Source organism: Microcoleus sp. LAD1_D5 (assembly GCF_036702115.1).
Lineage (GTDB): Bacteria > Cyanobacteriota > Cyanobacteriia > Cyanobacteriales > Microcoleaceae > Microcoleus.
The window spans coordinates 105,250-131,347 of record NZ_JAUBSA010000007.1; the positions used below are offsets into that span (position 1 = coordinate 105,250).

The following is a 26,098-nucleotide window of genomic DNA, read 5'->3' on the forward strand; positions in this document are numbered from 1 at the left end:
CATATAATCTTAGTGTACTCATTATATCTCCGATCGCATGAATCTCAAAGAACGCTTGCACAGCCATCTGATTCAAATTGTACGCGATCGCAATCCATACCTCGCATCCGAAGGGCATTTTTATGCTCAGCAATACATCCGCGAACAGTTGGCACAGTGGGGGACTGTAGAAATTGACGATTTTTACGTGCGCGGCCGAATTCATCACAATTTTATCTTGGATTTACCCCCCTTAGATCGGGCGAGTAAGAAGGGGTTGCCACCGATCGTAATTGGTGCTCATTACGATACTGTACCCGGATCGCCTGGGGCCGATGATAATGCTAGTGGTGTTGCTGTTTTGCTCGAACTCGCAAGGGATATCGCATCTAAACCACTCAAATATCCAGTGCAATTAGTCGCCTTTGATATGGAAGAATACGGTTATTTGGGAAGCAGTCATCAGGCAGCTAAATACAAGCAACAGCAAAAGTCAATCCGGTTAATGATTTCTTTGGAAATGTTGGGTTATTGCAACCATAATCCTAATTCTCAAAGCTATCCCGCTGGCTTAAAATATTTTTATCCAAATAGTGGCAATTTTATTGCTTTAATTGGCACTTTGCGGACGGTTCCCGATTTGATTAATTTGAGTGGCAAAATTCGCAAATCTGGTCAGCCCTGCGAGTGGCTGCCGGTGCCGAATCGAGGTTTAATTGTGCCGGATACTCGCCGCAGCGATCATGTTCCTTTTTGGGATAATGGTTATCCGGCTATTATGGTGACTGATACTGCTAATATGCGAAATCCGCATTATCATCGAGAAAGCGATAGGATTGAGACTTTGGATTTGGATTTTCTGGCTGGTGTTTGTCAGGGATTGGTTGAGGCTATTCGATATATATAGCAGTTTTATTTTAACGAACCGCGAAGGCGCGAAGGGCGCGAAGGAATAAGAAAGAAGATGAGAGAGAAACAGATATGAGTTTTATGAGTCTGAGGTTCTGAATTTTATGAAATTTATGAATTGACTTTCCGATAATTTTGTTGAATAATTCGGAATCAGTCAAACAACAAAACTCAGGAAAAAGATATGAATGCTGATTTTTGCGATCGCACTCGCTGGCAATTCTGGATCGATCGCGGTGGCACTTTTACTGATATTGTCGCCAAGAGCCCCGACGGTAAGTTAGTCATTCACAAGTTGCTATCGGAAAACCTGGAACACTACACTGACGCCGCAGTTCAAGGAATCCGCGACATTTTGGGAATTGCCGCAGATGTTCCCATACCCGCGGCACAAATTGAAGCGATTAAAATGGGGACGACGGTAGCGACAAATGCTTTGCTGGAACGAAAGGGCGATCGCACAGTTCTGTTAATTACTAAAGGTTTCGGCGATGCGCTGAGAATTGGCTATCAAAACCGCCCGAATATTTTCGCGCGTCACATTGTTTTGCCGGAGATGCTGTACGATCGAGTTATTGAAGTTGCAGAACGCTACAGCGCTCAAGGTGAGGAGTTAACTGCTGTCAATCCCGAATTTATCCCGTCTTTGCAGCAAGCATACGATGAGGGAATTCGCAGTTGTGCGATCGTATTCATGCACGGCTACCGCTACTCGGAACACGAAAAACAAGTGGCTAAAATAGCGAAAGAAATTGGCTTTACTCAAATTTCAGTATCTCACGAAGTCAGCCCGCTGATGAAATTAGTTTCGCGGGGTGATACTGCGGTTGTCGATGCTTATTTATCTCCGATTTTACGTCGATACGTCGAACAAGTAATCAGTCAGTTAATCGAGGCAGATTCCGGGAACAAGGGATTATTAATGCCCAATGCCCAATGCCCAATGCCCAATTCCCAATTCCCCAAATTAATGTTTATGCAATCGAATGGCGGCTTAGTGGACGCGGCACAATTTCAAGGAAAAAACAGTATTTTATCCGGGCCTGCTGGGGGAATTGTCGGTGCAGTTCAAACGAGCAAAAAGGCAGGTTTTGATAAAATTATTACCTTTGATATGGGCGGAACTTCCACAGATGTTGCCCATTTTAACGGCGAATACGAACGCGAATTTGAGACGGAAATTGCAGGGGTGAGATTGCGATCGCCCGTGATGGCAATTCACACTGTAGCAGCCGGCGGCGGTTCAATTGTCTTTTTTGACGGGGCTCGCTACCGCGTCGGGCCGGAGTCTGCTGGGGCCAATCCTGGGCCTGCTTGCTATCGCAAAGGCGGCCCCTTGACGGTGACTGATTGCAATGTGATGTTGGGGAAAATTCAACCGGATTTTTTCCCGAAAGTATTTGGATTGAATGGAGATTTGCCGATCGCCCCTGACGTAGTAAAGCAAAAATTTGGGCAATTAGCGGGGGAAATTGGGGGCGAGAAGACGGCCCAAGAGGTGGCGGAGGGTTTTTTGGCGATCGCGGTGGAAAAGATGGCAAATGCTGTCAAAAAAATCTCGCTTCAGCGCGGTTACGATGTTTCGGAGTATACATTGTGCTGTTTCGGCGGTGCGGGCGGCCAACACGCTTGTGCGATCGCGGATGCTTTGGGGATGAAACGGGTATTTATTCACCCTTATGCGGGTGTGTTGTCCGCTTACGGTATGGGTTTGGCTGATGTGCGGGCTATCCGCGAAAGGGCGATCGAGCAACAATTAAATGCAGAATTATTACCTGAGTTGCATCATATTTTAACTGAATTGGAGGGAGATGGAAAGAGGGAATTGAACCGCAGAGGCGCAGAGAACACAGAGAAAGAGTCAGAGGTTTTAGTTGTTAGCAAGTTGCGCTTAAAATATCAGGGTAGTGACTCTGTTTTGGCGGTCAATTTTGCTGACAATATTGAGGCGATGCAGGCTGAATTTGAAGCCGCCCACCGACAGCGTTACAGTTTTATTATGCCAGAAAAACCGCTGATTGTGGAAGCGGTTTCGGTGGAAGTTGTAGAAAGAATGGATGTGCCGGAAGCATCCACCATTTCCCCCTCTGGTGGCACGGGCATCTTGCCTGTGCAACCAATTTCAACGGTGCAAACCTATGTTGCTGGCGAGTGGCGGGTAACGCCTGTTTATCAGAGAGACGATTTGCGATCGGGCGACTGCATAGAAGGCCCTGCTATGATTGTTGAAGCTACGGGAACTAATATCATAGAACCGGGCTGGGAAGGGGAAATCACCGAAAATAATGATTTAATTTTGAACCGCAGATGCACGCAGATGGACGCAGATAATATCGGCGTTCATTCGCGTTTATCTGCGGTTAAATCCGATCCGGTTTTGCTGGAAATTTTTAATAATTTGTTTCGGGCGATCGCGGAACAAATGGGCGTCACATTGCAAAACACAAGTTCCTCAGTCAACATCAAGGAACGCCTCGACTTTTCCTGTGCAATCTTCGACCAAAACGGGCAATTAGTTGCCAACGCGCCGCACATTCCCGTACATCTGGGTTCGATGAGCGAAAGCGTTGAAGCTTTAATTTTAGCACAAGGCAAGGCGATTCAACCGGGCGATGTTTATGTTTCTAACAATCCCTACAACGGCGGCACGCATTTACCAGATATCACCGTTATTACTCCTGTATTCGATCGTGATTCCTCCCTTCCTTTGTTTTATGTTGCCTCGCGGGGACACCACGCCGACATCGGCGGCATTACTCCCGGTTCCATGCCTCCTAACAGTACAACAGTAACTGAAGAAGGCGTATTGCTTGACAATTTCCTGTTAGTAAGCGAGGGCAATTTTCGAGAAAAAGAATTACTAGACCTTCTGACAGCGGGGAATTTTCCTGTTCGCAATTCTGCTCAAAATATAGCCGATTTGCAAGCACAAATTGCTGCTAACAAGCGCGGGGCAGAAGAGCTGCTCAAGATGGTAGAACATTATGGATTAGAGACTGTGCAAGCTTATATGGGCTTCGTACAAGACAATGCTGAGGAGTCGGTGCGGCGGGTAATTGAGGTTTTGAGTGATGGCGAATTTACTTATCCGATGGATAGTGGCGGACAAATTAAGGTAGCGATTACAATTGACAGATCTGCGCGCAGTGCAAAAATAGATTTTACTGGCACTTCTGCTCAACAATCCAACAATTTTAATGCTCCCGCTGCGGTGTGCAAAGCGGCTGTTTTGTATGTTTTCCGCACATTAGTAGATGACGATATTCCTCTAAATGCGGGCTGTTTGAAACCTCTCGAAATCATCAATCCCGAAGGCTGTATGCTGAATCCTCGCTATCCAGCGGCGGTGGTTGCCGGAAATGTGGAAACATCGCAGAATATTACCGATGCTTTGTATTGTGCGTTGGGAGTGATGGCTGCTTCTCAGGGAACTATGAATAATTTTACCTTTGGAAATCAGCGCTATCAATATTATGAAACTATTTGCGGCGGTTCGGGTGCGGGGGCAAGTTTTGACGGTACGGATGCGGTTCAAACTCACATGACTAATTCGCGTTTAACAGATCCTGAAGTATTAGAATGGCGGTTCCCGGTGTTGTTGGAAAGTTTTGCAATTCGGGCTAATAGCGGCGGGAATGGATCTCATCGCGGCGGTAATGGAGTTGTGCGGCGAGTACGGTTTCGGGAGGCGATGACGGCGGGAATTTTATCGGGGCGGCGGGTAATTTCTCCTTGCGGTTTGAACGGGGGTGAAGCGGGGAAAGTTGGACAGAATTATGTTGAAACGGTTGATGGAAAAGTTGAGGATTTGGGGAGTACGGCGACTGTGGAAATGCAGCCGGGGGATGTGTTTGTCATTGAGACTCCTGGGGGCGGAGGATATGGTTTTCCTAGCGGGGTTCACCGTTGATAGCCTTCATCGGCTGGTAAGTTTTTTTGATTGGCTGCTTGTCTGGAAATATAATTGCAGCGTTGATACTCTTGGTTGCCCGCACATTGCTTAATTCTAATAAACTCAACGTCGTGTTGCGAACAGAATTGGAGTAATTGCTCCCACAAATCTACGTTAGCAGTAGGTTTCTGTTCGCTATTTTTCCAGTTATTAGCTTGCCAGCGCAGCGCCCAATTGTGGGCAATAGCATCTACCAGGTAGCCGTTGTTATTGTATAGCGTCACTTTACATCTTGTTTTGAGTGCTTTCAGACCTTCAATTGCAGCAATAATATCCATACGATTGTTTGTAGTTAACTGAAATCCGCCTGATAGTTCCTTGCGATGATTTTCATACAGCAAGACTGCCCCATATCCGCCAGCACCGCTCGCCGTAGTTATACCGCGAGTATAGATGCTAACTTGTTTCAAGTTGCTCATGGTTGTGGGACTCCTTCAGGGAATACAAACATTTTTGGAAAGAGAATGAACATCAGAAAATTAGAATATAATTACAAGACGTTTACCCTTGAAACAAGAAATTATATTTTTAGGTGCGCTGAAAAAATAGAGTTTCTATGTACTTCTTGACATTAATACAGCGTCACGTACAAATTAACTATATAATTAATTGACTTAACTATAAACATAATTTGCCAGCACTTGCATCAAATGTATATCGTGTTGTAGAATCGGGCTGCACCAGCATTTATTACCAAAACCGTTACAGAACAATTGTGCAAACACCTAATTTTTCAGAACTCAACCATCCTGTGGTCAAATCCCTGTTCCATCACAGCGACCAGGAATTATTGACTCTGTTTCAAAACCATCCCGATCAAGGTAGGTTCTTCACGGCGATTTTTTGCCGCTACGCTCAAATTGTCCACTCGCTGATTCGCCATTCCGTACGATCGCCCGTACAAGGAGATTACCTATTTGCCCACACTTGGCTGCACATCTATCACGAGCTCCGAGGCCTCGATTTGCGCCGCGAGATCCAAGAGTCTGATGGCGGAAATCTCAGTCTCCAAAACTGGCTGATTAATGTCACCGCAGTCTGCATAAATCAAGCTGAATTGCCCCCTGTTGAGTCGATTCACTACTCTTTGCAATCGGCTCCGCCTCCCCTGTGGTGTTACGTCAAACAAGCCTTAGAATTGTTAGCGCCGCTGCCGCGTTTAGTGGTGTTGATGGCTCAGACTTTCCGCTGGAGCGAAACTCGAATTGCAGCTTATTTGCAAGCAGAAGGCGAAGCTATTTCGCCGGCTCAGGTAAAAGCTTTGCTGCAAAAAGGATATCAAACTTTAGAATTAAATTTGCCGGAGGATATTCGGGCTATTTATCTCGATGAAAATCTCGATTATCAAGAAGCACTTGTCTAGTATAGCGATCGAGTTTGTGGTTTCTCAAAAACCCGGTGTTTTAAAAATACTGGGTTTTTTAGCTATCATGTAGAGCGGAATGTGCTTCGTCCGCCCCCCACATTTTAATTTATTCTGTAAGTTGTAATCATCTATTTTAGTTGAATACAAGCAATCCAAATATAAGAGGTGGAAATGGCTGTTTATCAAGTTCGGTTGGTGAATGAGGCTCTCGCGCTCGATCGCACGATCGCAGTACCAGACGACCAGTATATCTTAGATATGGCAGAAGATGCCGGTATCCGCTTGCCGAACGGATGCAAGCAAGGAGAGTGTTCTGCTTGCGTTGTCAAACTGCTGAGCGGTGAAATCGACCAAAGCGAACAAAAATTTTTGAAGCCGCCCGAATTGCAAGCTGGCTACGCTGTTACTTGTGTGGCTTACCCGCTTTCTGACTGCACTTTGTTAACGCATCAAGAACAAGTTTTGTATCAAACATCTCTTTATTTTAAGTAATAGGAAATCACTCTTTTACCATCTTTTTTTCTAGCCTCGCTGGGCGCTGAATTTGTTTGTAGAAGATCGAATTATATTCGCCGATCAAATCGTTATCAAAGTAGATTGGGTATGGTGTAAGGTGCGTGACTCTCCAGCATCTCACTGCCACTTGAGTGGCTAGAAAGTCACGCACCCTAACGAGTATAGATAAACCCGCCCTTATTAATTTAGCAATTGTAGAATCCGCTTCAGCGGAATTTCTGCCCAATCCAAGCGGTAATTGAGTTCGTATGCTAGTTCGGCAACCGCTTTTTCCAAAATGTAAGCATCCAGCAAAACTTGTAGTTCCGGGATAGATTTTGGCAAGAAATTTGCATCGGCTGCTGTCGCCAAATAACTCTTGACAAAAGTCAGGCTAACCCAGCGGTGCCAAACGTTCGCCCACTGCTGCATCTCCGGGAGATTTTCAGGGCGAATCATGCCACTTTCTACTTCATTGCGGAGTGCCAAAGTAACAGCATAATTCAAAGATTGCAGCATTCCCGCAACATCTCGCAGGGGCGACCTCTTCATCCGTCGCTCGCTTAAGGGTCGATCCCGTTCTCCTCCGAAATCAATAATTACGAAGTCTTTGCCTGTATAAAGAACTTGCCCGAAATGAAAGTCCCCGTGACAGCGAATTCTATCGGCGGTGATTCTCAAGTTCAAAATAGCCTTGAAACGTTCCATGAGCAAATCTTCCCGGTTGAGGAGCTTTTGCGCCGATTTTTGTATTTCTGGCGGCAGTTTGGACAGCCGTTTTTTCAGATCCAGCAAAGTTCTTCCTGCCAGATTTCTCATGTGTTGATAGATGGAACGCTGGTAAAAGGAGGTGAAGCTTTCTGGGGCAAAAGCGGGATTTTCTGTGTCAGAAGCTAAAGCGAGGTGAAGCTCGGCTGTCCGTTGACCTAAAAGTTCGGCTGATGCTAAGTAAGAGCCGATGAGTTCGCGAGCTAATGGCGGAATTTCTAGGGATAAATCCGCTACTAGCGAGTTTGGCTGTCGCTGGGTTTGTCCGGTCAAAGCGTTCGGCAAATAATTTTCCGGGGCAGTAGATAAATTCTCGCTGGAATGCTTTGCTTCTACTGTCATTACTTGCTCGAAATAGTCCCGCAGTGTGTCTAATGTATAAGACCAAGCATCTACGCTGTCGGGGATTAATTTTTGTAGGATTCCGACCGTAAGGACTTGTTTTGCTGGTGTGTGATATTCCAATGCTCCGGCAATTGGAGCGTAGTGTTGGATGGAGTTGCGATCTGTTAAAAAGCGTCCGATTTCTAATTCGGGGTTGATTCCTTCCTCGATTTTTCGCAATATTTTCAGGACGAAGCGGTCGCCGTAACCTGCGGATGTATTGCTTTGTTCTTTTTTGAACACGTGAGGGTCGAGGTGGGATAAATCTTCTTCTGAGCTGAATGCACTGTCGGCAATTCCTACCAGTTGACCTGCAACACCTCTGTAACTGCGAGAATTGCCGATCGCCCCCAGCAGCGCGCTCAGAAAACCTTTGTCCCCGGCAGCATCACATAGTACCCCGACTTCCTTGTTGGTTTCTGGGAAGTGCAGGCGCGCGATCGCCCGATCGTCCACATCGCCTTTTATCTCTTCCCAACCTAAAGGCAAAACGTAAGTTTCCGGCATACCTTCAGTATAATTCAACAGCAAGAACAGAATGTAAACTTGAGATGGCTCCCCCGCACTATCTTTACATTCAACTGGTACAACCTCACTTATTTCTAATGATTGAATTGTCCTATCTGTACCGCTAAACCAGCGATTGCGGCGCAGGTATCCCGGCAAAATATTAAGCAGCATATCGCTTAACTGACTTGTAGCAAAAGCTGTTTTCCAATTGCCTATCACCGCCAAAGTAGGCAAGTCTGTGGGAACACCGTGCAGCGAAAAATCTTCGTGTTTAACAGTAAGAGTAAACCAGTAAAACGTGTGAGGACTCAAGCTCAAAAAGTAAGGATTTTCGCCAACGGCAGGAAACTCCGTGCGGCCGAAAATCTCCACCGGAACAGCACCTTTAAAGGGCGCCAGGTCTAATTCTGCCGTCTGAACGAAGCGTGACAAATTAGCCACTACGAGGATGTGTTCGTCTTGATAAGTGCGTACAAAAGCTAAAACTTTGCGGTTTTCCGGGTACAGAAACTCGCAAGTTCCGCGGCCGAATGCTTGGAAGCGCTGCCTAATTGCAATTAGGCGTTTCATCCACCACCAAAGAGAACTCGGATTCGCCCGCAGCGCTTCCACGTTAATAGATTCGTAGTGATATTCAGGGTCAACAATTGGCGGTGCGTACAGTCGCTGCGGGTTAGCACGGCTAAAACCGGCATTGCGATCGCCACTCCACTGCATCGGAGTTCTCACCCCATTGCGATCGCCCAAATAGATATTGTCTCCCATGCCAATTTCATCGCCGTAGTAAAGCACCGGCGTACCCGGAAGAGACAGCAGCAAAGCATTCATCAACTCAATGCGGCGGCGGTTATTTCCCATCAAAGGAGCCAAGCGGCGGCGGATGCCCAAATTAATTCTCGCCTGAGTATCTTGAGCGTAAACCCGATACATATAATCTCGGTCTTCATCACTCACCATTTCCAGCGTCAATTCATCGTGATTCCGCAAAAATAATGCCCACTGACAATTATTGGGAATATGTGGAGTTTGCTGGAGAATGTCGCTAATTGGGAAGCTATCTTCCATATGCAAAGCCATAAATAAACGCGGCATCAGCGGAAAATGAAAGTTCATGTGACATTCATCGCCAGCAGCGTAATATTCAACCGCATCCTCCGGCCACTGATTCGCCTCAGCCAGCAGCATCCGGTTCGGGAATTTCTCATCTACGTGCTGCCGCAATTGCTTCAGGAATAGGTGAGTTTCGGGCAGGTTTTCGCAGTTAGTACCTTCGCGCTCGTACAGGTAAGGCACCGCATCCATTCGCAGTCCGTCTACTCCCAGCGCCAACCAGAAATCTACCACATCTAAGATGGCTTGGCGGACGGCGGGATTGTCGTAATTCAAATCGGGTTGGTGGGAATAAAAACGGTGCCAGTAATAAGCTTTTGCTACCGCATCCCAAGCCCAATTAGAGGTTTCAAAATCTTTGAAAATAATCCGAGCATCTTGATATTTTTCCGGCGTATCACTCCACACATAAAAATCTCGTTCGTTACTGCCTTTCGGGGCGCGGCGCGCTCGCTGAAACCAAGCGTGCTGATCGGAAGTGTGGTTAACAATTAACTCAATAATGACCCGAATTCCCCGTTGGTGCGCTGCTTCTAAAAGGTCTTTAAAATCCTCTAATGTGCCGTAAATCGGGTTAACGGTAGTATAGTGAGATGTATCGTAGCCGTCGTCTCGGAGCGGCGAGGGAAAAAATGGCAGTACCCAAATTGCTGTTACTCCCAAGTTTTGCAGGTAATCCAGTTTTTCAGTCAGTCCTCTAAAGTCGCCGATGCCGTCTGCATTGCTGTCGGCAAAAGCCCGAACAGGTACTTCGTAAATAATCGCGTCTTTGAACCATAAGGGGTCGTCATTTAACATTGAGTTTGGCATGATTTGTAGCGATGATTGGTAATTGGTAATTTGTACTTAAAATTTGGTGATTGGGATTTGTTAGTTCAAATCCAAACTGATAAATCATAACTTATAATTTGGCCGCGATGCTCATGCCAGTGGCAGACTTTTAATCGTAATTTATTCACGCAAAACTTATAATTTCTTAACTATAAAATTTCAACAATCTGTTTTGCTATTTCGGATACAGTTTACAATCCGGGTACTGTGCTAGCTACCGATGCGCGGTAGTGCCCACCCGAAAGACCGGTGCACACCCTACCAAGGCGTGTCAACTTAAGCCTGAAACCCCTCTGTATCTCTCGCTGGTAGCCCAGTCTAGAGCTCCCTAAATCCCCCTTGATAAGGGGAGTAGGGGTTGACTTTGAGAACACTCTTGTCCCCCTTATTAAGGGGGGATCGAGTCCTTGTTGACACTAAGCGCACCCTACAGACTCAGGATTAGGTGCGGTATTTACTACCTGCCGGACGGTTGCCACGACATTACAGTACCTTGACGTTGATTACTAATTTTCGTTACATTAGTTTACATAAAGCAACAAAAGTTAAGGAAAAAGCAAATATGGCTATTGTAATCGCTCTTTTAATCGTCGGTTGGGTCGCAGCCTCAGTAATTGGCACTCAAGCATATTTCCTCGGAGAACAGTCAAAGCCAATCCACGAGCGGAATTGGAACGATGAATCTTTTGAAAAATTGGCTGTAGCAATCACAGCAACAGAGATGGATTACAGCGTTCGCGTTCCCGCCTACAGCATGGATGCTTACGGCAGCCGCACCATCTCGAATTCTTGATATCAAGTAACAGGTTTCACCATTTTCAATAACAGGCAGGATGCCTGTTCCTAATTTTCAATAACAGGCAGGATGTCGGTTCCACAAGAGAATTGATGGTTTGTGGAACAGGCATCTTGCCTGTTGCTAATTTTCAATAACAGGCATCTTGCCTATTCCACAAGAAAATTGATTGTTAGTGGAACAGGCATCTTGCCTGTTCCTAGCGGTTCGGTAACTACAAACTGTTACCTGTCAGCGCTGGGCGAGAATCTTTTTTGCGAAATTGCAAAGTGTTATTTTCGCAGTCGATCGCAATTGTATCACCCTCCACAAACGCATTTTCCAGAATCTTGTTTGCCAGCGGGTTTTCCAGCTCCCGCTGGATGGCGCGTTTCAAGGGACGAGCGCCGTAAACCGGGTCGTAACCGACATCTGTGATATGGTTTTTCGCCGCATCCGACAGTTCCAAAGTGATTTTTTGCTCGGCCAACAAACGCTCGATCCGCTTCACTTGAATGCTGACTATTTGCCGCAATTCGATCTTGCTCAAAGTGTGGAACAAAATTATCTCGTCCACCCGATTGAGAAATTCCGGCCTGAAGTGCGATCGCAGCGCTGTCATCACCCGTTTTAACATCTGTTCGTACTCTTGGTCTGTCTCCCGTTCTTGAGTCAATAAATTTTCTTCATTCTCACTCTTGTTTTCCTTCTTGGTTACAGTATCAACATCAACTCGCAGGGCTGACACCTCGACAGTACCGTCGGCAGCAACTTTATAATCTGTCTTTTGACTTGACAAATCTTTCGTTTCCTGCTTCCGACTAGCAGGTTTTTTGGCGGTTTTTTCCTTCTTAGTAAACACGTCTAAAATGTGGTCGCTGCCGATATTGCTAGTCATCACAATTACGGTATTTTTAAAGTCAACCACTCGACCTTGAGAATCGGTAATTCTGCCGTCATCCAACACTTGCAGCAAAATGTTAAATATATCCGGGTGCGCCTTTTCCACTTCGTCAAATAGCACCACCGAATAAGGGCGTCTCCGCACTGCTTCGGAAAGTTGTCCGCCTTCGTCGTAACCGACGTATCCCGGGGGAGCTCCTACTAACCGAGAGACGTTTTGCTTCTCCATGTATTCCGACATATCGATGCGGATAATCGCATCATCGCTATCAAACAAAAACTCCGCCAACGCCCGCGCTAACTCAGTTTTTCCCACGCCTGTCGGGCCCATAAACAAGAAAGAGCCGATCGGTCTTCCGGGGTCTTTCATGCCCGCCCTAGCGCGCCGAATTGCCGCCGCCACGGCTGTTACAGCTTCCTCTTGACCGATGACTTTGTGGTGCAAGTGTTTTTCCAATTGCAACAATTTTTGGCGTTCGGATTCTAACAACCGATTAACCGGAATGCCCGTCCATTTAGCGACAATTTCCGCAATATCGCCCTCAGTAACTTTTTCGCGCAGCAGGGAAGAACCTTGAGCTTGCTGTTTCAAAAGTTCCGCTTCTTTGGCTTCGCGATCGCGCACCGCAGTTTCCAACTTGCCATACTTTAACTGTGCGGCTTTATTCAAATCGTAAGCCCTTTCTGCTTGTTCGATTTGGACTCGCAGTTGGTCTTCTTCTGCTTTCAATTTATTGATTGCATCCAACAACTGCTTTTCGCCCAACCACTGAGAGGACAATTTTTCCTGCTTGACTTTTAAAATGTCAATCTCAGATGTGATGCGTTCGACGCGGAAGCCGAGCCCAGGGGCGAGAGCACCTTTTCCTTCGCCTTCGATCGACAATTTTTCCATTTCCAACTGCATCACCCGCCGGTCGATTCCTTCCAATTCCACAGGTTTAGAGGTAATCTCCATTTTCAAGTGGGCGGCCGCTTCATCTACCAGGTCGATCGCCTTGTCCGGCAAAAAGCGATCGGAAATATAGCGGAAAGACAGAGTTGCAGCAGCTACTAGGGCCGAATCAGTAATTTTTACCCCGTGGTGGCGTTCGTAACGGTCTTTCAATCCGCGCAAAATCGAAACAGTATCTTCTACGCTGGGTTCGCCGACAAATACTTGTTGAAAGCGGCGTTCCAGGGCTGGATCTTTTTCAATATTCTTGCGGAATTCGTCGAGAGTTGTTGCGCCGATGCAGCGCAATTCGCCTCTGGCCAACATTGGTTTTAACAAATTTCCCGCATCCATTCCCGAACCGGAACTGCCACCGCCACCAGTCCCCACAACCGTGTGCAATTCGTCAATAAATAGGACAATTTGCCCGTCGGAATCGATGACTTCCCGCAGAACAGATCGCAATCGTTCTTCAAATTCGCCCCGGAATTTTGCCCCAGCAATTAAACTGCCCATGTCGAGGCTAAATAGCTGGCGATTTTTCAAAGATTCCGGTACGTCACCGTTGACAATTCGTTGGGCTAAACCTTCGGCGATCGCAGTTTTTCCGACTCCGGGATCGCCAATTAACACCGGATTGTTTTTTTGACGACGGGAAAGAACTTGTACCACGCGGCGGATTTCCTCGTCGCGGCCGATTACTGGGTCGAGTTTGCCGGCTTTGGCGGCTTCTGTCAAATCGCGGCCGTACTTGCTGAGGGCGTCGGAGTTAGCTTCGCCATCTTGATCTTGGGCTTTAGCGTTGCTGCGGCTGCCTTTCCCGGTTTCGGAATTTTTTTCTTGGGCTTTAGTAGTGGCGCGGACAGATTTGATGGCTTCTTCGAGTTTTGGTCGATCGAGTGTACCGGCTGGGGGTTTGCGATCGTAACCGGGGCGACCCGGCGGGCCGTCGCCTTTTGTCAGCAACCTGCGGCCGACTCGTTCGTCTTCTACTAAGCCAATTAATAAATGTTCAACGGCGATAAAATTATCTTGCCAAGTCGCCCTGGTGGCCTCGGCAACATCTAACATCACTTCTAAGCCGCGACCGAGGTATAGTTGGTCAGCGTTGGCAACTCTGGGCTGTCGTTTGGCAAAAGCATCTAACTGCTGCGCCAAGCGGGGGGCATCGACTCCAGCTTTGCTGAGAATGCTGTTGGCCTGACCTTGCTGTTCGAGAAGGGCGATGGCTAAATGTTCAACCTCTAGCTGCTGATTGGCAAAGCGGCGGGCTACATCCTGGGATTTGACAATGGCTTCCCAGGCTTGATCTGTAAATTTGCTAGGGTCTGTTGGCTGCACGTTGGTTCCTCGCAATCAAGGGGATTCCTGTTGTTATCCGTTAATACATCGTCTCACAACCATCATAATCTTTAAACAGGATTATGAATTTATGAGTGCGGTTAACTAGGGCGGAAGTTGTGACCTAATTGACCTCTTACAAAAGCTTACAGTCCGCAATCCACCCCGAAGTTTGGTGCGGTCAGACCGACTCTAGCGATATCCTTCGGGATAGGTTCGCTGGCCGTACTTATAAAAATATTGCCAGAAACAAGATTTTTTATCGGCTGAGATTTATGCTATTTCCCACTTACCAATTTTTAGTATTTTTCCTAATTATTTTTAGCCTGATCGTCTCTGTGAAACCCCAAGTCGATTTGTATAAAAGTGTCTTGTTAGTTTCCAGTTTATTATTTTATTCCTTTTGGAGTTTCGACTTTCTCTTGCTCCTCGTTTTCTCTACAGCCTATAACTATATCACTCTCCGGGTTCTCTGCAACAGTAAGTATAAAAAAATTGCTTTAATCTCCGGCTTAGTTTTCAACATTGGCTATCTCGGCATCTTTAAATATTGCAACTTCTTTGTAACTTCCTTATTTGAGGTACTGAACCAGCTACAAATTCCAGCCAACTTTCCAGTGTTGCAAATAATCGCCCCCGTCGGCGTGTCTTTCTACACTTTTAGAATGATTTCTCATTTAATCGACTGCTACCAGCAAAAAATACCCTGTCCAAAATTTATAGACTATGCCGCCTACATTACCTACTTTCCGCAAATTGCCTCCGGGCCAATCTCGCGAGCTCGCGAGTTTTACTGGCAGCTAAATTCACCGGAAAAATACGACTATAAAATTGAAGAAGTTATAGTTTTGATTTTGTCGGGACTGTTTAAAAAATATACTTTAGCGAGTTTTTTGTTTAACTTCACTGACTTGCCATTCAAAGTCCCCCAGCAGTACAGCAGCATCGATTTAATCCTCGCCGCAATTTCCTATTCCTGTTTAATTTACGTAGATTTCAGCGGCTATTCGGATTTAGCCAACGGCATCTCCTGTTTGCTGGGTTTCAAACCCATTGCCAACTTTAATATGCCATACCGATCGCTCAGCTTGCAAGAATTTTGGAAAAGGTGGCACATCAGTCTTTCCGAGTGGCTGAGGGATTACGTTTACTTTCCCTTTGGCGGCAACAAATACGGCAAGTTGAGAAAGTACCTCAATCTATTTTTAACTATGGCGATCGGTGGATTTTGGCACGGTGCAGGTTTAAATTTTATTTTCTGGGGAGCAATTCACGGTTTAGGATTAATTGTCAACCATTTATGTAAAGATATCCCCCAAGCTATCCACTTTAAATTAGACTATGCCTTTCCCCGATTTGCTAAGTTTTGCAGTTGGCTGCTAACATTTACTTTTGTTACTTGTAGCTGGGTATTTTTCGGCACTCCCACTTGGGAAACTGCGGTGAGTTTTTTTGAAGGAATTGTCCATCCTACCGTCGCAACTTTTCAATTTAACTTCTGGCAATTGTATTTAGTAATTGCCGTCATTGGCGCGATCAACTTGTGGGGCGATCGCATCTCCCAACTATTGCAAACCGTATTGTCATTAAAAAACATTTTCTTTCGGGTTGTCTTAGTTTCGCTGCTCGTGTATACTATCTTGATGTTGGGGCCGAGTACCGTTCCGCCTTTTATTTACTTTAATTTTTAAGAAATATGAAAGACCGGGAAATTTTGCTAATTGTTACTTCTGTCATTCTCACTTTAATATTTTCCAACTTATCATTATTTCTAAAAAGCTTTGCTTCAACTCCTTTCGCCAGTCCAGAAATTAAACAAGCCGCGCGCCTGATCGAAATAGACGGTTTCCGAAAATCCGAACAAGATTTTTGGAGCCAAATTAAAGATATTAACTTCGATAGCCTCCCCAAAGAACCCGAACTTCCTCCAGTCAAAACCGAAACAAAAGCGGCAGTTGAACCCCCAAAGCCTGCTAATGCTAAAAAACCAACACCAGCTAAACCCAAACTGACCAGACCTTATCGCAAATTTTTATTTATTGGAGATTCCGTAATGTTCGACTTAGGAATTCAACTCCAGTACACTCTTAAAAAAAAATACAATATCGCCGATACGAAAATTGACTACAAGGTCTCGACCGGACTAAATCGAATAGATTATTATGACTGGTATGCCAGAACTCGCCAAATAATTAATAATTACCAGCCGGATGTAGTGATAGTTTTGTTCGGAGCAAATGACCGTCAAAATATTATTGATTCTCAAGGAAAAGGCCGGGTTGTTATGACCAAAGAATGGCAAAAAGCTTATCAAGAAAGAGTTGACAGATATGCCAAGTTACTGGATTCGTCATCCGTGAGAAAAGTGTATTGGGTCGGTCAATCCATACCTAATAAATCTTTGTATCTCAAAGCTTTTCCCATCATGAACGATATTTATAAAAATGCCAGCAAATCTTCATCCAAAATTGAATTTATTTCTACTTGGGAGACTTTTGGACAAGCCGGAAAATTTGTTCCTGTAGTTGCCAATAAATCGGGTAAGCGAGGCTATGTAAAAAATAATGACGGCTTGCACTTTACCTCCCACGGCGCTCAAATTATCAGCGACTTAATCGTTGACCAAATGGTCAGGGACAAAATCTTAAAACTTCCGACAAAGAAATGACTATAATAGGTTTTGTTTCCTGACCCAACCTAAAATTGTGACATTTGATCGATTAGTGCAAAATTATATATTGAGTGCGGGATGCACATTAGCATTGCTAAACCAGGTTTATCAGAAAAATCTAGGCTTTAGTTATGAGAAATTTACTCGTGAAACCGGGTTTATAACTCCCTATGCCTCCCGGACTAATATTGACAAAAAGCAGCAGTAAATGTAATGCTGAATTCAGCATCAAACAACGCCGTCCATATCTAGTAATTGTCCTGGCGACAAATTATGACGAGCAATATGTGGAAACTCGATCGCCCTAACATCCCTGAGTCAATGGGGTGCAGCGGCATAGCGCTAGTCTTCACTCTCACTAAATATACTCAACCTTGGCAAAGAATAAACCTAATTGAAAAAATCCTGCAACAGTGCGGGATCGATCCTTTTGCTGAAGTTGTGGGCGTACCGAAAAGCGGAATATTTAGAGAAAATATACCGGAATCCGTCAGAAAACCCCATCCGAATTTACTGTTTCGGGCTTTGGCAATTCAGGCATTGGGGAAGGTGCGAGAGGGAGTGATATCAAGTGAGAGAGCGGCTCGATCAAGTGATTTTAGCAAAAATCTGCTGGCGGCGTTAGAACAGGAAGCGCGAGGGGGATCGACTCCTTTAATTCGGTGGTCTGCGGCTGTTAGTATTAAGTCAATTTGGTTGGATGAAGCAGGACAACGACAAGGCAAGGAAGGTGCTGTCAATGTCACAATCAATGCAGGGGAAATTGAGCGGCGGGTTGTAAAAGAGCAAATTAAAGAGTTAACAAGCAACCAATTTGCTTTGGACGACAGCAGCAGAAATGACAGCAGTAAGGAATATGAGAATTGTCTCGATTTTTGGGTGTACGGGCCGCGCTGGCTGCTGCCGAGGCTGTCAATGGATTGCGAAGAATATCTGTTTTGGATCGATCGAGTATTTGCTGCGATCGCATTTACGGGCCCGTACAAATTGAATGCTGAAAACGATGCAGCGGTGACAAACTTTTTGGAATTTGCGGAAAATAATTTTAATGACTGGGAATTCTCCAAAATACTTGCCAAAATTTTTGAGTTCCTGCACCACCCGGAAGCAAAAGTCAAAAATCTAGTTCCAATTATTTTAGCACCGTACAAAGACAAGCTGGAGCGAAAATCGGCGCAGATTCTGACAGCGCTCGTATATAAATTTAATGTAAAATATCAGCCCTTAGAATCCCTGACTCTTCCCGAAATCGAGGAGTACAAAGCGTCACTGTATTTCGGTAAAATGGAAATTGACGACTTGTATGGTGAGGCTTTGGCGCTGTGCGGCGATCGGGATGTCGAACTCGCAAGTTTATTGTCAGCTAAACAAAGGGAATCCCAAAATACTCTAGAGGAGCATATCAACAATCTCAGCAAGTTAGTTAAGTCAATCATAAATTGCCAGAGCTTGTTAGATGCTAATAGGGAACTTTTGTATTTGACTGTAGATCGGCTGGAAAAATGGGATTACACTCTAGACAATAAACTGGCGACGCACCGCAAACAAATCCAAAACCTGAGCTTAGATAAAAGTACATCCGAGCAGTGCATAAACCTCGACAATGAACTCAATTATATCAGAGATGGTTTGCAGTATACTTTGTATGAAATCACCTCAAATATTAACACCCAAATTAGAGAGTTAGAACTTTCTGGGTCCAAAAATAGCAAGACTGCAACAGATATGTTTAAGTGGACGTGGCTATTATTCCGGGCCGGGTTTTCAGTAGGGCTGTTTTTGTATTTATCCGATTTAGTGATTAACTGGATATTCGCGGTCAGCTACACAAGGGAATTTCTAGTTTATTGGACTATTTTATTTAGTGTGATAGTAGTATTTTTGTTAGTATTAGCTGTATTTTTTTCGGGTATCGCGGCTTTAGACCAGCGCCGAGAATCTAAATTAATTCCTAAATTTGATAGTTTAAGCCAAATAGGCAGCAGTTTTTCTATTTTGTGGCAAAAAATTTATTTGCAGCAGTTTGTACCGTCGGTGCGATCGAATTAAAAGTTTCAGTTGACACTTGACACTTGACAGTTGTCAAAAGGAAAACGGAAGAGGGAAGATAATTTTTCCTTCCCCTTCCCCCTCTTAAGAAAGTTAGGATGCGGTTGTTGCTGCTACTTTCTGACTGCTGCTAGCTTGATTTTCCAGTTGAATTAATTCAACTTTATATCCATCTGGGTCTTGCACAAAAGCGATGACTGTTGAACCGTGCTTCATCGGGCCGGGTTCCCGAATAACTTTACCGCTGCGGGCTTTAATTTCTTCGCAAGTACCATAAATGTCGTCAACGCCGATCGCAATATGACCGTAAGCATCCCCTAAATTGTACTGTTCGACGCCCCAGTTGTATGTTAATTCCAAAACTGTAGTGTCTGATTCGTCGCCGTAGCCAACAAAAGCCAGAGTAAATTTACCGTCTGGATACTCTTTTTGCCGCAGTAATTTCATGCCCAGAACCTCGGTGTAAAATTTGAGGGATTCTTCCAGGTTGCCGACTCGGAGCATCGTGTGTAGTAATTGCATTTAGCTCACTCCAAATTTCTTAAGCTTTCATCTATTTTAGCGATATCTTGCTGGAAAAAACCGCGTCGGCACAGTTTACCTGGTGTTAGATTGCTTTTTACTGAACAAAAACCACCACAGTTCTAAACCAATTAATGTCAATCCCCCTGCTGTTACGCCAATTTTTAAACTTAACGGCTGTTCAATGCTGCGGAATTGATTCGTTGAAGTAGAATGCGGGACGGACTGTTCGGAAGCTTGAACTCCCGATGCCATTCCCATCACAAGTCCTAAACTGGCGAGAATTCCAAAAATTTGACGATGGTGTAACATTTTTATAATTCCTCCAAATTTATGCAATAGATTTTGGTTTAAAATTCCGCAAGCGCAAAGCATTAGTAAGTACGGAAACTGAACTAAAAGCCATTGCTCCGCCGGCGATAATTGGATTGAGCAGCCAGCCAAATATGGGGAACAAAATCCCCGCCGCGATCGGTATTCCAGCGATGTTATAAATAAACGCAAAAAACAGATTTTCGCGGATGTTCCGCATTGTGGCGCGGGAAAGTTTAATTGCTGTAACTATGCCTTGCAAATCTCCTGAAATTAAGGTAATGTCGCTGGCTGCGATCGCCACATCAGTACCGGTGCCGATCGCAATTCCCACGTCTGCTAAAGCCAAAGCCGGTGCATCGTTAATCCCGTCTCCCACCATCGCGACAATTTTTCCTCCCCGTTGCAGGGCTTGGATTTGAGCTGCTTTTTGGTCGGGTCTAACTTCGGCAAAAACGCGAGTAATGCCCACGGATTGGGCGATCGACTCCGCAGTCGCGCGATTATCCCCCGTCAGCATCGCCACCTCCAAACCGAGTTTTTGAAGTGCTTTCACCGCCTGCGCTGACGATGGTTTGAGAGCATCCGCAATGCCCAGAATTGCCTCTATTTTGCCTTCTACAGCCATCCAAACAACCGTTTTGCTCGCAGCTTCCAAAGCTCTCCCGCGCAGTTCCAGATATTCAGTATCGCAGCCTAGTTCCTGCATCCACCTCAGCGTTCCCAGGGCGATCGACTTTCCGGCTACAACCCCGCGCACGCCACTCCCGGCGATCGCCTCAAAATCCTTAACATCCGTCAAATTCACCTCTTGAGATTGAGCGTATCTAACAACAGCTTCGCCCAAAGGATGCTCCGAATTTCGCTCTACAGACGCCGCCAATTGCAGCAACTTTAACTCATTGCTATTCTCCGTTCCTTTAATTGTCACAAAATCAGTGACAGTTGGCTTGCCTTCAGTAAGAGTTCCTGTTTTATCTAACACAATAATTTGGATTTTGTGAGCCAATTCTAAACTCTCGGCCCCTTTAATTAAAATTCCGTTTTCTGCACCCTTACCCGTGCCAACCATCACAGCAGTCGGAGTCGCTAAACCCAAAGCGCAGGGACAGGCAATAATCAACACTCCCACCATGGTCACTGTGGCTAGAGTGAAGTTTCCCGTCGCGTTAAACCAGATAATAAAAGTAGCTAAAGCGATGGCAATTACTACAGGGACAAACCAACCAGTCACTTGGTCTGCTAACTTTTGAATCGGTGCTTTTGAACCCTGTGCCTCCTGTACCATCTTGACAATTTGGGCTAAAAATGTATCTTTGCCAACTCTTGTCGCCCGAAACTTGAAGCTGCCAGTTTTGTTAATTGTGGCTCCGATAACTTCGTCGCCAAGCTGCTTTTTGACAGGCAAACTTTCTCCCGTAACCATTGCTTCTTCTACCGTCGAACCACCCTCAATTACCTCTCCGTCTACGGGGATTTGCTCTCCGGGCCGCACCTGCACGATGTCGCCAATTTCCACTTTGGCGATCGGCACTTCCAACTCTTCCCCGTTGCGAATTATCCGAGCAGTTTTTGCTTGCAAACCCATGAGTTTCCGAATTGCCTCCGAAGTTTCTCCCTTCGCCCGATTTTCTAGGGTTTTTCCCAACAAAATTAAGGCAACAACGGTAGCGGCTACTTCGTAGTAAACGCCAGAATTTAAACCTTGGGCTGTGAATAAACCGGGAAAAAATGTCACAAATACAGAATAAAAGTAAGCAGCACTCGTACCCAAAGCAATCAAGGTATCCATTGTCGCCAGTCGCCGTTTTAGGGATTTCCAAGCTCCCACATAAAACGATTTGCCGCACCAGAATTGTACGGGTGATGTCAGGGCTAATTGCAACCAATAATTGTGCAGCCATGCGGGAATAAATGGCAGGTGCAAGCCGGTCATCGCTGGAATAGCGCCCACAACTAGCAGGATGCTGACGATACCTGCCGTCCAGAGTTTCCGCTGCAAGGTTTGAGATTCAGATTTGCGATCGGCTTGTTCGGAATCATCCTCTGTCGCCGCCATTTCTTGAAGTGGCAAAGCTTGGTATCCCGCAGCATCAACAGCCGATTGAATTGTTTCTAAGTTGGTTTGCTTGGAGTCGTATTGGATGGTTGCTTGTTCCATCCCAAAATTGACATGACACTCAATTACGCCGGGAACAGATTGAATTGCTTGTTCGATAGAGGAAGCACAAGAAGCACAACTCATGCCCCGCAATTTAAGTGTGAGATTGTCCATATATGCCCTCATAAATTAGACAATTACCTTCTGTCTTTAAATAGCTGGATAGCCAGCAGATGCGATCGCTTTCCTAACTTCAATTTCCGACTTAGCGGTTTGAATCGTGACCAATTTTGTCTTGAGATCCGCCTCAACGGTAGAGGCTGAGTCAATGGCTTGGACTGCTTTTGTGATTGTAGTCGCACAAGCAGAACAAGCCATCTTAGGAACTTTTAGCTGTAAAGTCATAATTTGAACCTCAGCAGAAATTACTCTGCTCAATCAATGAATTAACTCCATGGTAAAGTCTCCAGTAGGCTGGAGAGTCAAGGGAAATTGCAAAATAAATCAGGAATTAGGAAAAAAGTGGTTTGACAGGCTACCCATAAAGGTAAGGCGCACACTGTGTACCCTACATAATTAGATTCAAGTGAGTTTTGTAAATCTTAACTTTGAGTGCGATCGACGGCACAGCAATAATTCTTTACAAGTTAGCAGCAAAAATTTCATCCTAATTTCATTTATATGTGAAAAGCTGAAGATAAATGGCCGTTTTAAGGATATAAGCTCTATGAAACCAATTTCATTGAAAACAGGCTTTGCAGCGCTGATGTTGACCGCCACAGCCGCTGTAACCAGCGGAGTGCTTGCAGCTTGTTCAAAAAGCCCTTCCAGCGAAACTCCAGCCCCAAATGTTACGGCTGCAACCCAAGCAAACAACAAGCAAGACGTGGCACAAGGTGGCGGCATGGGTGGCATGAATCATGGCATGAATCACGATATGTCAATGGATTTAGGCCCTGCTGATGCCGACTACGATTTGCGATTTATTGATGGCATGACAGTACACCATCAAGGCGCTGTAAAAATGGCTCAAGATGTGCTTAAACAATCCAAACGCCCGGAAATGAAAAAACTTGCCACTGATATAATTGCTGCTCAAAACCGCGAAATAAATCAAATGAAAGAGTGGCGAAAAACTTGGTATCCCAAAGCCAGCAGTACGCCGATGGCTTATCACGCTCCCATGGGTCACATGATGGCAATGACTCCCGAACAAATGCAAAGCATGATGATGAGTATGGATTTAGGTGCTGCTGACGATCAATTTGACTTGCGATTTATCAATGCGATGATTCCTCACCACGAGGGAGCTTTAGTGATGGCTGAAGATGCTTTGAAGAAGTCAAAACGCCCGGAAATGAAAAAATTGTCTCAAGAAATTCTGACTTCGCAAAAGCAAGAAATTGAGCAAATGAAACAGTGGCGGCAAGCTTGGTATAAACAGTAAGTTAGCTACCCTAAACAAAAGGTGAAACAATTCCAGAAAATGAGTGATATTAATCACATTAGCTCAAGAGATCCGAAAATACTGGCTTCACCAAAGCAAGAAATTGAGCAAATGAAAAAGTGCCTACAACCTTGGTAGACAAAGTAATATAGCTCGACTGTGGCTGTCAGCATTTGTCTGACTCCACCTCAGTTTCCTTAGATGACCTAAACATAATGTAGACCATTGAGCCGCCCTACGTCTAAAGTAGTAGAAAATTACGTAAGAATACTGTATACAATTGCTCCGCCCTACCTCAAAAGTAGTAGATAAGTCAGCAAAAAGCTATATAGATAGAGAGGGTAGTTTATGATATTGAATAGCTTGGAATTAAACACCACTTATAAATCAAATGCAGCCGTAGATGAGCTAGTGAGCGCATTGACAAAAGAAATTGAAGCGCAAGAAGAGATAAAAAAAACGGAAAAAAATCTACAGCACAATCGCTTGTCATTAGGCACAACTTATATTGGTATTTTAGAAGCCGGTGGGTATCTGGGCTGCTGATGCCAAATTTCATCCTAATTTCATTTGACCGTGAAATACTAGGTTGAGTAGAGCATTTCTAGCTCTCGGTCATTGCTTAGCGGTCGCTTCTTGGAAAATGCTAATAAGTAACTTTACTTAATGGGTATCACTTACTTACCTTGGCAAAATAGCAACTGCTAAACCTGTGGCACTCAACCTGATTTCAAGGACAATGCCAACGATGATATTCCACAAGTATGCTCAATGTCCGGCAATTATTAGCAGCTTTTCAGGAACTTTGTTCAGCCTAATTTTGCTAAGTTCTCCGGCTGTCGTTTTGGCACACGCGGGACACGGAGATGAATTTCACCAAAGCGGCGAAACAACTCAAACTCCTGCTGCTATTTCTGTCGATGCCGAAACAGCCAAACGATTAGGAATTAAAGTCTCCCCTGCCGCCCGCCAGCGACTAGATATCGGCATCAAAACCACAGGACAAATTGAAACTTTGCCCAACCAAAAAGTAGAAGTGACGGCTCCTGTTGCTGGCAAAGTAGTAGAGTTGTTGGTTAAGCCTGGGGACAAAGTATCAAAAGGTCAACCCGTTGCGGTTTTATCGAGTTCAGAATTAGGACAGTTGCGGGTTGAATCTCTCTCGAAACGTGCCGAAGCTGAGGCAGATTTGCAGCAAGCGGAAGGCGATCTAAAACTAGCACGAGAAAATTACGATCGCCAAAGTCAAATATCCGCAGCAGAAATCGCCCAAGCCCAAACCCAGTTGACAGCGGTAACTAAGCAGTACCAGCAAGAACAAGAATTAGTCAACAAGCGTTCAGTTGTGCAAGCCGCTAAAGAAAACTATCAGCGTCAAGTTGAAATAGCGGAAGCCGAAATAGCGCGGGCAGAAACTGAACTGACAGTGGCTAAAGAACAGTTCGATCGCGACAAAGAATTAGTGGCATCTGGGGCGATCGCGCGGCGCACAATGCTGGAATCGCAAGCCCACTTCGCCGAAGCTAAAGCCACTGTTGCTAAGGCAAAAAGCCGTCCTGAAGTTATCAAAGCCCAAACCGAAATTAAACAAGCCGAAGTAGACCTGCCGATGCGGGAATTGCGGGAATCTCAAGGCAGAGTAGCAGAAGCAAAAGCTCAACTTACCAGAGATCAGAGTCGCCGGGAAGTCCTAGAAGCCGAGAACCAACTCAAACGCGGAAAAACTGCAGTCGAAGTCGCTCAGTCGCGCATTCGCTTGGCTGACGCAGCCTATCAAGCGCGGCTGCAACAATTAGGAACTGTTGCCAACGATCGAGGACTCGTTACCGTAGTTGCTCCGATTTCGGGGACGGTAGCCGATCGCGAAATCACCCCAGGCGAGTCAGTAAACGCTGAAAAACCGTTGATGAGTCTCTTAAATGACAGCCGCGTTTTTGCCACAGCCAACATTTACGAAAAAGACCTGAATAAAGTAAAAAAGGGTCAGGAAGTCAGGGTAAAAGTCGCTAATTTACCCGATCGCACTTTCAATGGAAAAATCGCCTTAATTGGGTCATCCGTGGAAGGAGAAACGCGGGTTGTGCTGGTAAAAGCAGAACTAGATAATATTAACGGCGAATTAAAACCTGGACTGTTTGCTGAGTTGGAGATTTTAACCGACAAAACTGCAACAAATATTTTAGTAATTCCGAGTGCGGCGGTAGTGGATGTTAGCGGTAAAAAAACCGTTTACGTCCAAAATGGCAATGCTTATCAACCTGTTGAAATTGAACTCGGTCAAACTGCCGGAGATTTAGTTGAAGTGAAGAGGGGTTTATTCGAGGGAGATTTGATAGTAACGCAGCGAGCACCTCAACTCTACGCACAATCTTTGCGGGGCGGCAGCAAGCCCTCAAAAGACGAGGAAAACAAAAAGGCAACTCCAAAGCTAACAGAGGTTAATTTTAATAATTTACCCGTGTCTTTATGGTGGGCGGGAATAGGGGGAGGAGTTGCGATCGCATCACTGACTTTCACAGCCGGCGTGTTGTGGGGAAAGCGGCGCAAATTGCCAGCAATAGCAGCGGATTCTGGAAACAATGCCGGAAACAATAGTTTTTCCGCCTCTACATCGGCGTTGGACAATGAACTGCTGTTACACAATGACAACCATCACCTTAAAACTCAAGAGGCAGAAGTCAAGAGTTTGAAGTAACAATTTGGACTTTTTTTGAACTAATTACTAATTACTAATTACCA

Annotated in this window: 18 protein-coding genes; 11 read left to right on the forward strand and 7 right to left on the reverse strand. The window is 45.3% G+C overall.

All coding sequences use genetic code 11. From position 1 onward, the window contains the following. Positions 1–37 precede the first annotated feature (37 nt). Together QUA70_RS05595 and QUA70_RS05600 are read left to right on the forward strand one after the other, a co-directional pair. Positions 38–886 carry a M28 family peptidase gene (locus tag QUA70_RS05595; protein ID WP_333345407.1) on the forward strand — a complete coding sequence of 283 codons (849 nt, stop codon included), beginning with the start codon at positions 38–40 and terminating at the stop codon, positions 884–886. 186 nt (positions 887–1,072) lie between these two features. Beyond that, positions 1,073–4,798: a hydantoinase B/oxoprolinase family protein gene (locus QUA70_RS05600; RefSeq protein WP_333345405.1), complete on the forward strand. Its 3,726-nt coding sequence runs from the start codon at positions 1,073–1,075 to the stop codon at positions 4,796–4,798. Here QUA70_RS05600 and QUA70_RS05605 read toward each other — a convergent pair. After that, complete coding sequence (locus QUA70_RS05605) at positions 4,789–5,259, reverse strand: RNase H family protein (RefSeq protein WP_333345404.1); 471 nt, start codon at positions 5,257–5,259, stop codon at positions 4,789–4,791. The two genes, QUA70_RS05600 and QUA70_RS05605, sit on opposite strands and share 10 nt — an antisense overlap. Before the next feature lie 296 nt (positions 5,260–5,555). Between QUA70_RS05605 and QUA70_RS05610 the strand changes: the two genes are divergently transcribed. Together QUA70_RS05610 and QUA70_RS05615 are read left to right on the forward strand one after the other, a co-directional pair. Next, entirely contained in the window at positions 5,556–6,203 is a 648-nt protein-coding gene (locus QUA70_RS05610; RefSeq protein ID WP_333345402.1) for a sigma-70 family RNA polymerase sigma factor, read from the forward strand. Between the two features lie 174 nt (positions 6,204–6,377). Beyond that, positions 6,378–6,698, forward strand: coding sequence for a 2Fe-2S iron-sulfur cluster-binding protein (locus QUA70_RS05615; RefSeq protein ID WP_333325916.1), 321 nt, complete (start codon positions 6,378–6,380; stop codon positions 6,696–6,698). A gap of 204 nt (positions 6,699–6,902) precedes the next feature. Here QUA70_RS05615 and treS read toward each other — a convergent pair whose 3' ends face one another. Beyond that, entirely contained in the window at positions 6,903–10,283 is a 3,381-nt protein-coding gene (treS, locus tag QUA70_RS05620; protein ID WP_333410335.1) for a maltose alpha-D-glucosyltransferase, read from the reverse strand. 583 nt (positions 10,284–10,866) lie between these two features. Here treS and QUA70_RS05625 point away from each other — a divergent pair. Then, complete coding sequence (locus tag QUA70_RS05625) at positions 10,867–11,097, forward strand: photosystem II protein, Psb35-related (RefSeq protein ID WP_333046753.1); 231 nt, start codon at positions 10,867–10,869, stop codon at positions 11,095–11,097. Positions 11,098–11,314: 217 nt separating this feature from the next. Here the strand turns inward: QUA70_RS05625 and QUA70_RS05630 are convergent, their stop codons facing one another. Then, positions 11,315–14,257: an AAA family ATPase gene (locus QUA70_RS05630; RefSeq protein WP_333345397.1), complete on the reverse strand. Its 2,943-nt coding sequence runs from the start codon at positions 14,255–14,257 to the stop codon at positions 11,315–11,317. 275 nt (positions 14,258–14,532) lie between these two features. Between QUA70_RS05630 and QUA70_RS05635 the strand changes: the two genes are divergently transcribed. From QUA70_RS05635 to QUA70_RS05645, 3 genes are all read left to right on the forward strand, one after another. Further along, positions 14,533–15,948, forward strand: a complete 1,416-nt coding sequence (locus QUA70_RS05635; RefSeq protein ID WP_333345396.1) for an MBOAT family O-acyltransferase — start codon at positions 14,533–14,535, stop codon at positions 15,946–15,948. A 5-nt stretch (positions 15,949–15,953) separates the two neighbouring features. After that, positions 15,954–16,925, forward strand: coding sequence for a DUF459 domain-containing protein (locus QUA70_RS05640; protein ID WP_333345394.1), 972 nt, complete (start codon positions 15,954–15,956; stop codon positions 16,923–16,925). 276 nt (positions 16,926–17,201) lie between these two features. Then, positions 17,202–18,977 (forward strand): hypothetical protein, encoded by a 1,776-nt coding sequence (locus QUA70_RS05645; protein ID WP_333345392.1) that lies wholly within the window; start codon positions 17,202–17,204, stop codon positions 18,975–18,977. A gap of 93 nt (positions 18,978–19,070) precedes the next feature. Here the strand turns inward: QUA70_RS05645 and gloA are convergent, their stop codons facing one another. From gloA to QUA70_RS05665, 4 genes are all read right to left on the reverse strand, one after another. Then, positions 19,071–19,499 (reverse strand): lactoylglutathione lyase, encoded by a 429-nt coding sequence (gene gloA, locus QUA70_RS05650; protein WP_333345390.1) that lies wholly within the window; start codon positions 19,497–19,499, stop codon positions 19,071–19,073. A 75-nt stretch (positions 19,500–19,574) separates the two neighbouring features. Then, positions 19,575–19,811, reverse strand: a complete 237-nt coding sequence (locus tag QUA70_RS05655; protein ID WP_333325936.1) for a hypothetical protein — start codon at positions 19,809–19,811, stop codon at positions 19,575–19,577. Positions 19,812–19,830: 19 nt separating this feature from the next. Beyond that, positions 19,831–22,086, reverse strand: coding sequence for a heavy metal translocating P-type ATPase (locus QUA70_RS05660; protein WP_333345387.1), 2,256 nt, complete (start codon positions 22,084–22,086; stop codon positions 19,831–19,833). A gap of 36 nt (positions 22,087–22,122) precedes the next feature. Beyond that, positions 22,123–22,317, reverse strand: coding sequence for a heavy-metal-associated domain-containing protein (locus tag QUA70_RS05665; protein WP_333345385.1), 195 nt, complete (start codon positions 22,315–22,317; stop codon positions 22,123–22,125). 322 nt (positions 22,318–22,639) lie between these two features. Between QUA70_RS05665 and QUA70_RS05670 the strand changes: the two genes are divergently transcribed. The 3 genes from QUA70_RS05670 to QUA70_RS05680 all read left to right on the forward strand — a co-directional run bounded on the left by QUA70_RS05670 (position 22,640) and on the right by QUA70_RS05680 (position 26,054). Next, positions 22,640–23,359, forward strand: coding sequence for a DUF305 domain-containing protein (locus QUA70_RS05670; RefSeq protein WP_333345383.1), 720 nt, complete (start codon positions 22,640–22,642; stop codon positions 23,357–23,359). Between the two features lie 348 nt (positions 23,360–23,707). Continuing rightward, positions 23,708–23,905 carry a hypothetical protein gene (locus tag QUA70_RS05675; RefSeq protein ID WP_333345381.1) on the forward strand — a complete coding sequence of 66 codons (198 nt, stop codon included), beginning with the start codon at positions 23,708–23,710 and terminating at the stop codon, positions 23,903–23,905. 193 nt (positions 23,906–24,098) lie between these two features. Then, the gene (locus QUA70_RS05680; protein ID WP_333345379.1) at positions 24,099–26,054 is read left to right on the forward strand and encodes an efflux RND transporter periplasmic adaptor subunit; all 1,956 of its coding nucleotides are present in this window, start codon (positions 24,099–24,101) and stop codon (positions 26,052–26,054) included. The last annotated feature ends 44 nt before the right edge of the window (positions 26,055–26,098 follow it).

Excerpts from the sequence above, each read along its gene's own strand:
- QUA70_RS05595 (WP_333345407.1), top strand. The coding sequence starts at position 38 with ATGAATCTCAAAGAACGCTTGCACAGCCATCTGATTCAAATTGTACGC.
- QUA70_RS05625 (WP_333046753.1), top strand. The coding sequence starts at position 10,867 with ATGGCTATTGTAATCGCTCTTTTAATCGTCGGTTGGGTCGCAGCCTCA.
- QUA70_RS05635 (WP_333345396.1), top strand. The coding sequence starts at position 14,533 with ATGCTATTTCCCACTTACCAATTTTTAGTATTTTTCCTAATTATTTTT.
- QUA70_RS05655 (WP_333325936.1), bottom strand. The coding sequence starts at position 19,811 with ATGTTACACCATCGTCAAATTTTTGGAATTCTCGCCAGTTTAGGACTT.
- QUA70_RS05680 (WP_333345379.1), top strand. The coding sequence starts at position 24,099 with ATGCCAACGATGATATTCCACAAGTATGCTCAATGTCCGGCAATTATT.
- QUA70_RS05600 (WP_333345405.1), top strand. The coding sequence starts at position 1,073 with ATGAATGCTGATTTTTGCGATCGCACTCGCTGGCAATTCTGGATCGAT.
- QUA70_RS05665 (WP_333345385.1), bottom strand. The coding sequence starts at position 22,317 with ATGACTTTACAGCTAAAAGTTCCTAAGATGGCTTGTTCTGCTTGTGCG.
- QUA70_RS05605 (WP_333345404.1), bottom strand. The coding sequence starts at position 5,259 with ATGAGCAACTTGAAACAAGTTAGCATCTATACTCGCGGTATAACTACG.
- QUA70_RS05645 (WP_333345392.1), top strand. The coding sequence starts at position 17,202 with ATGACGAGCAATATGTGGAAACTCGATCGCCCTAACATCCCTGAGTCA.
- QUA70_RS05675 (WP_333345381.1), top strand. The coding sequence starts at position 23,708 with ATGATATTGAATAGCTTGGAATTAAACACCACTTATAAATCAAATGCA.
- treS (WP_333410335.1), bottom strand. The coding sequence starts at position 10,283 with ATGCCAAACTCAATGTTAAATGACGACCCCTTATGGTTCAAAGACGCG.
- gloA (WP_333345390.1), bottom strand. The coding sequence starts at position 19,499 with ATGCAATTACTACACACGATGCTCCGAGTCGGCAACCTGGAAGAATCC.
- QUA70_RS05660 (WP_333345387.1), bottom strand. The coding sequence starts at position 22,086 with ATGGACAATCTCACACTTAAATTGCGGGGCATGAGTTGTGCTTCTTGT.
- QUA70_RS05670 (WP_333345383.1), top strand. The coding sequence starts at position 22,640 with ATGAAACCAATTTCATTGAAAACAGGCTTTGCAGCGCTGATGTTGACC.
- QUA70_RS05615 (WP_333325916.1), top strand. The coding sequence starts at position 6,378 with ATGGCTGTTTATCAAGTTCGGTTGGTGAATGAGGCTCTCGCGCTCGAT.
- QUA70_RS05640 (WP_333345394.1), top strand. The coding sequence starts at position 15,954 with ATGAAAGACCGGGAAATTTTGCTAATTGTTACTTCTGTCATTCTCACT.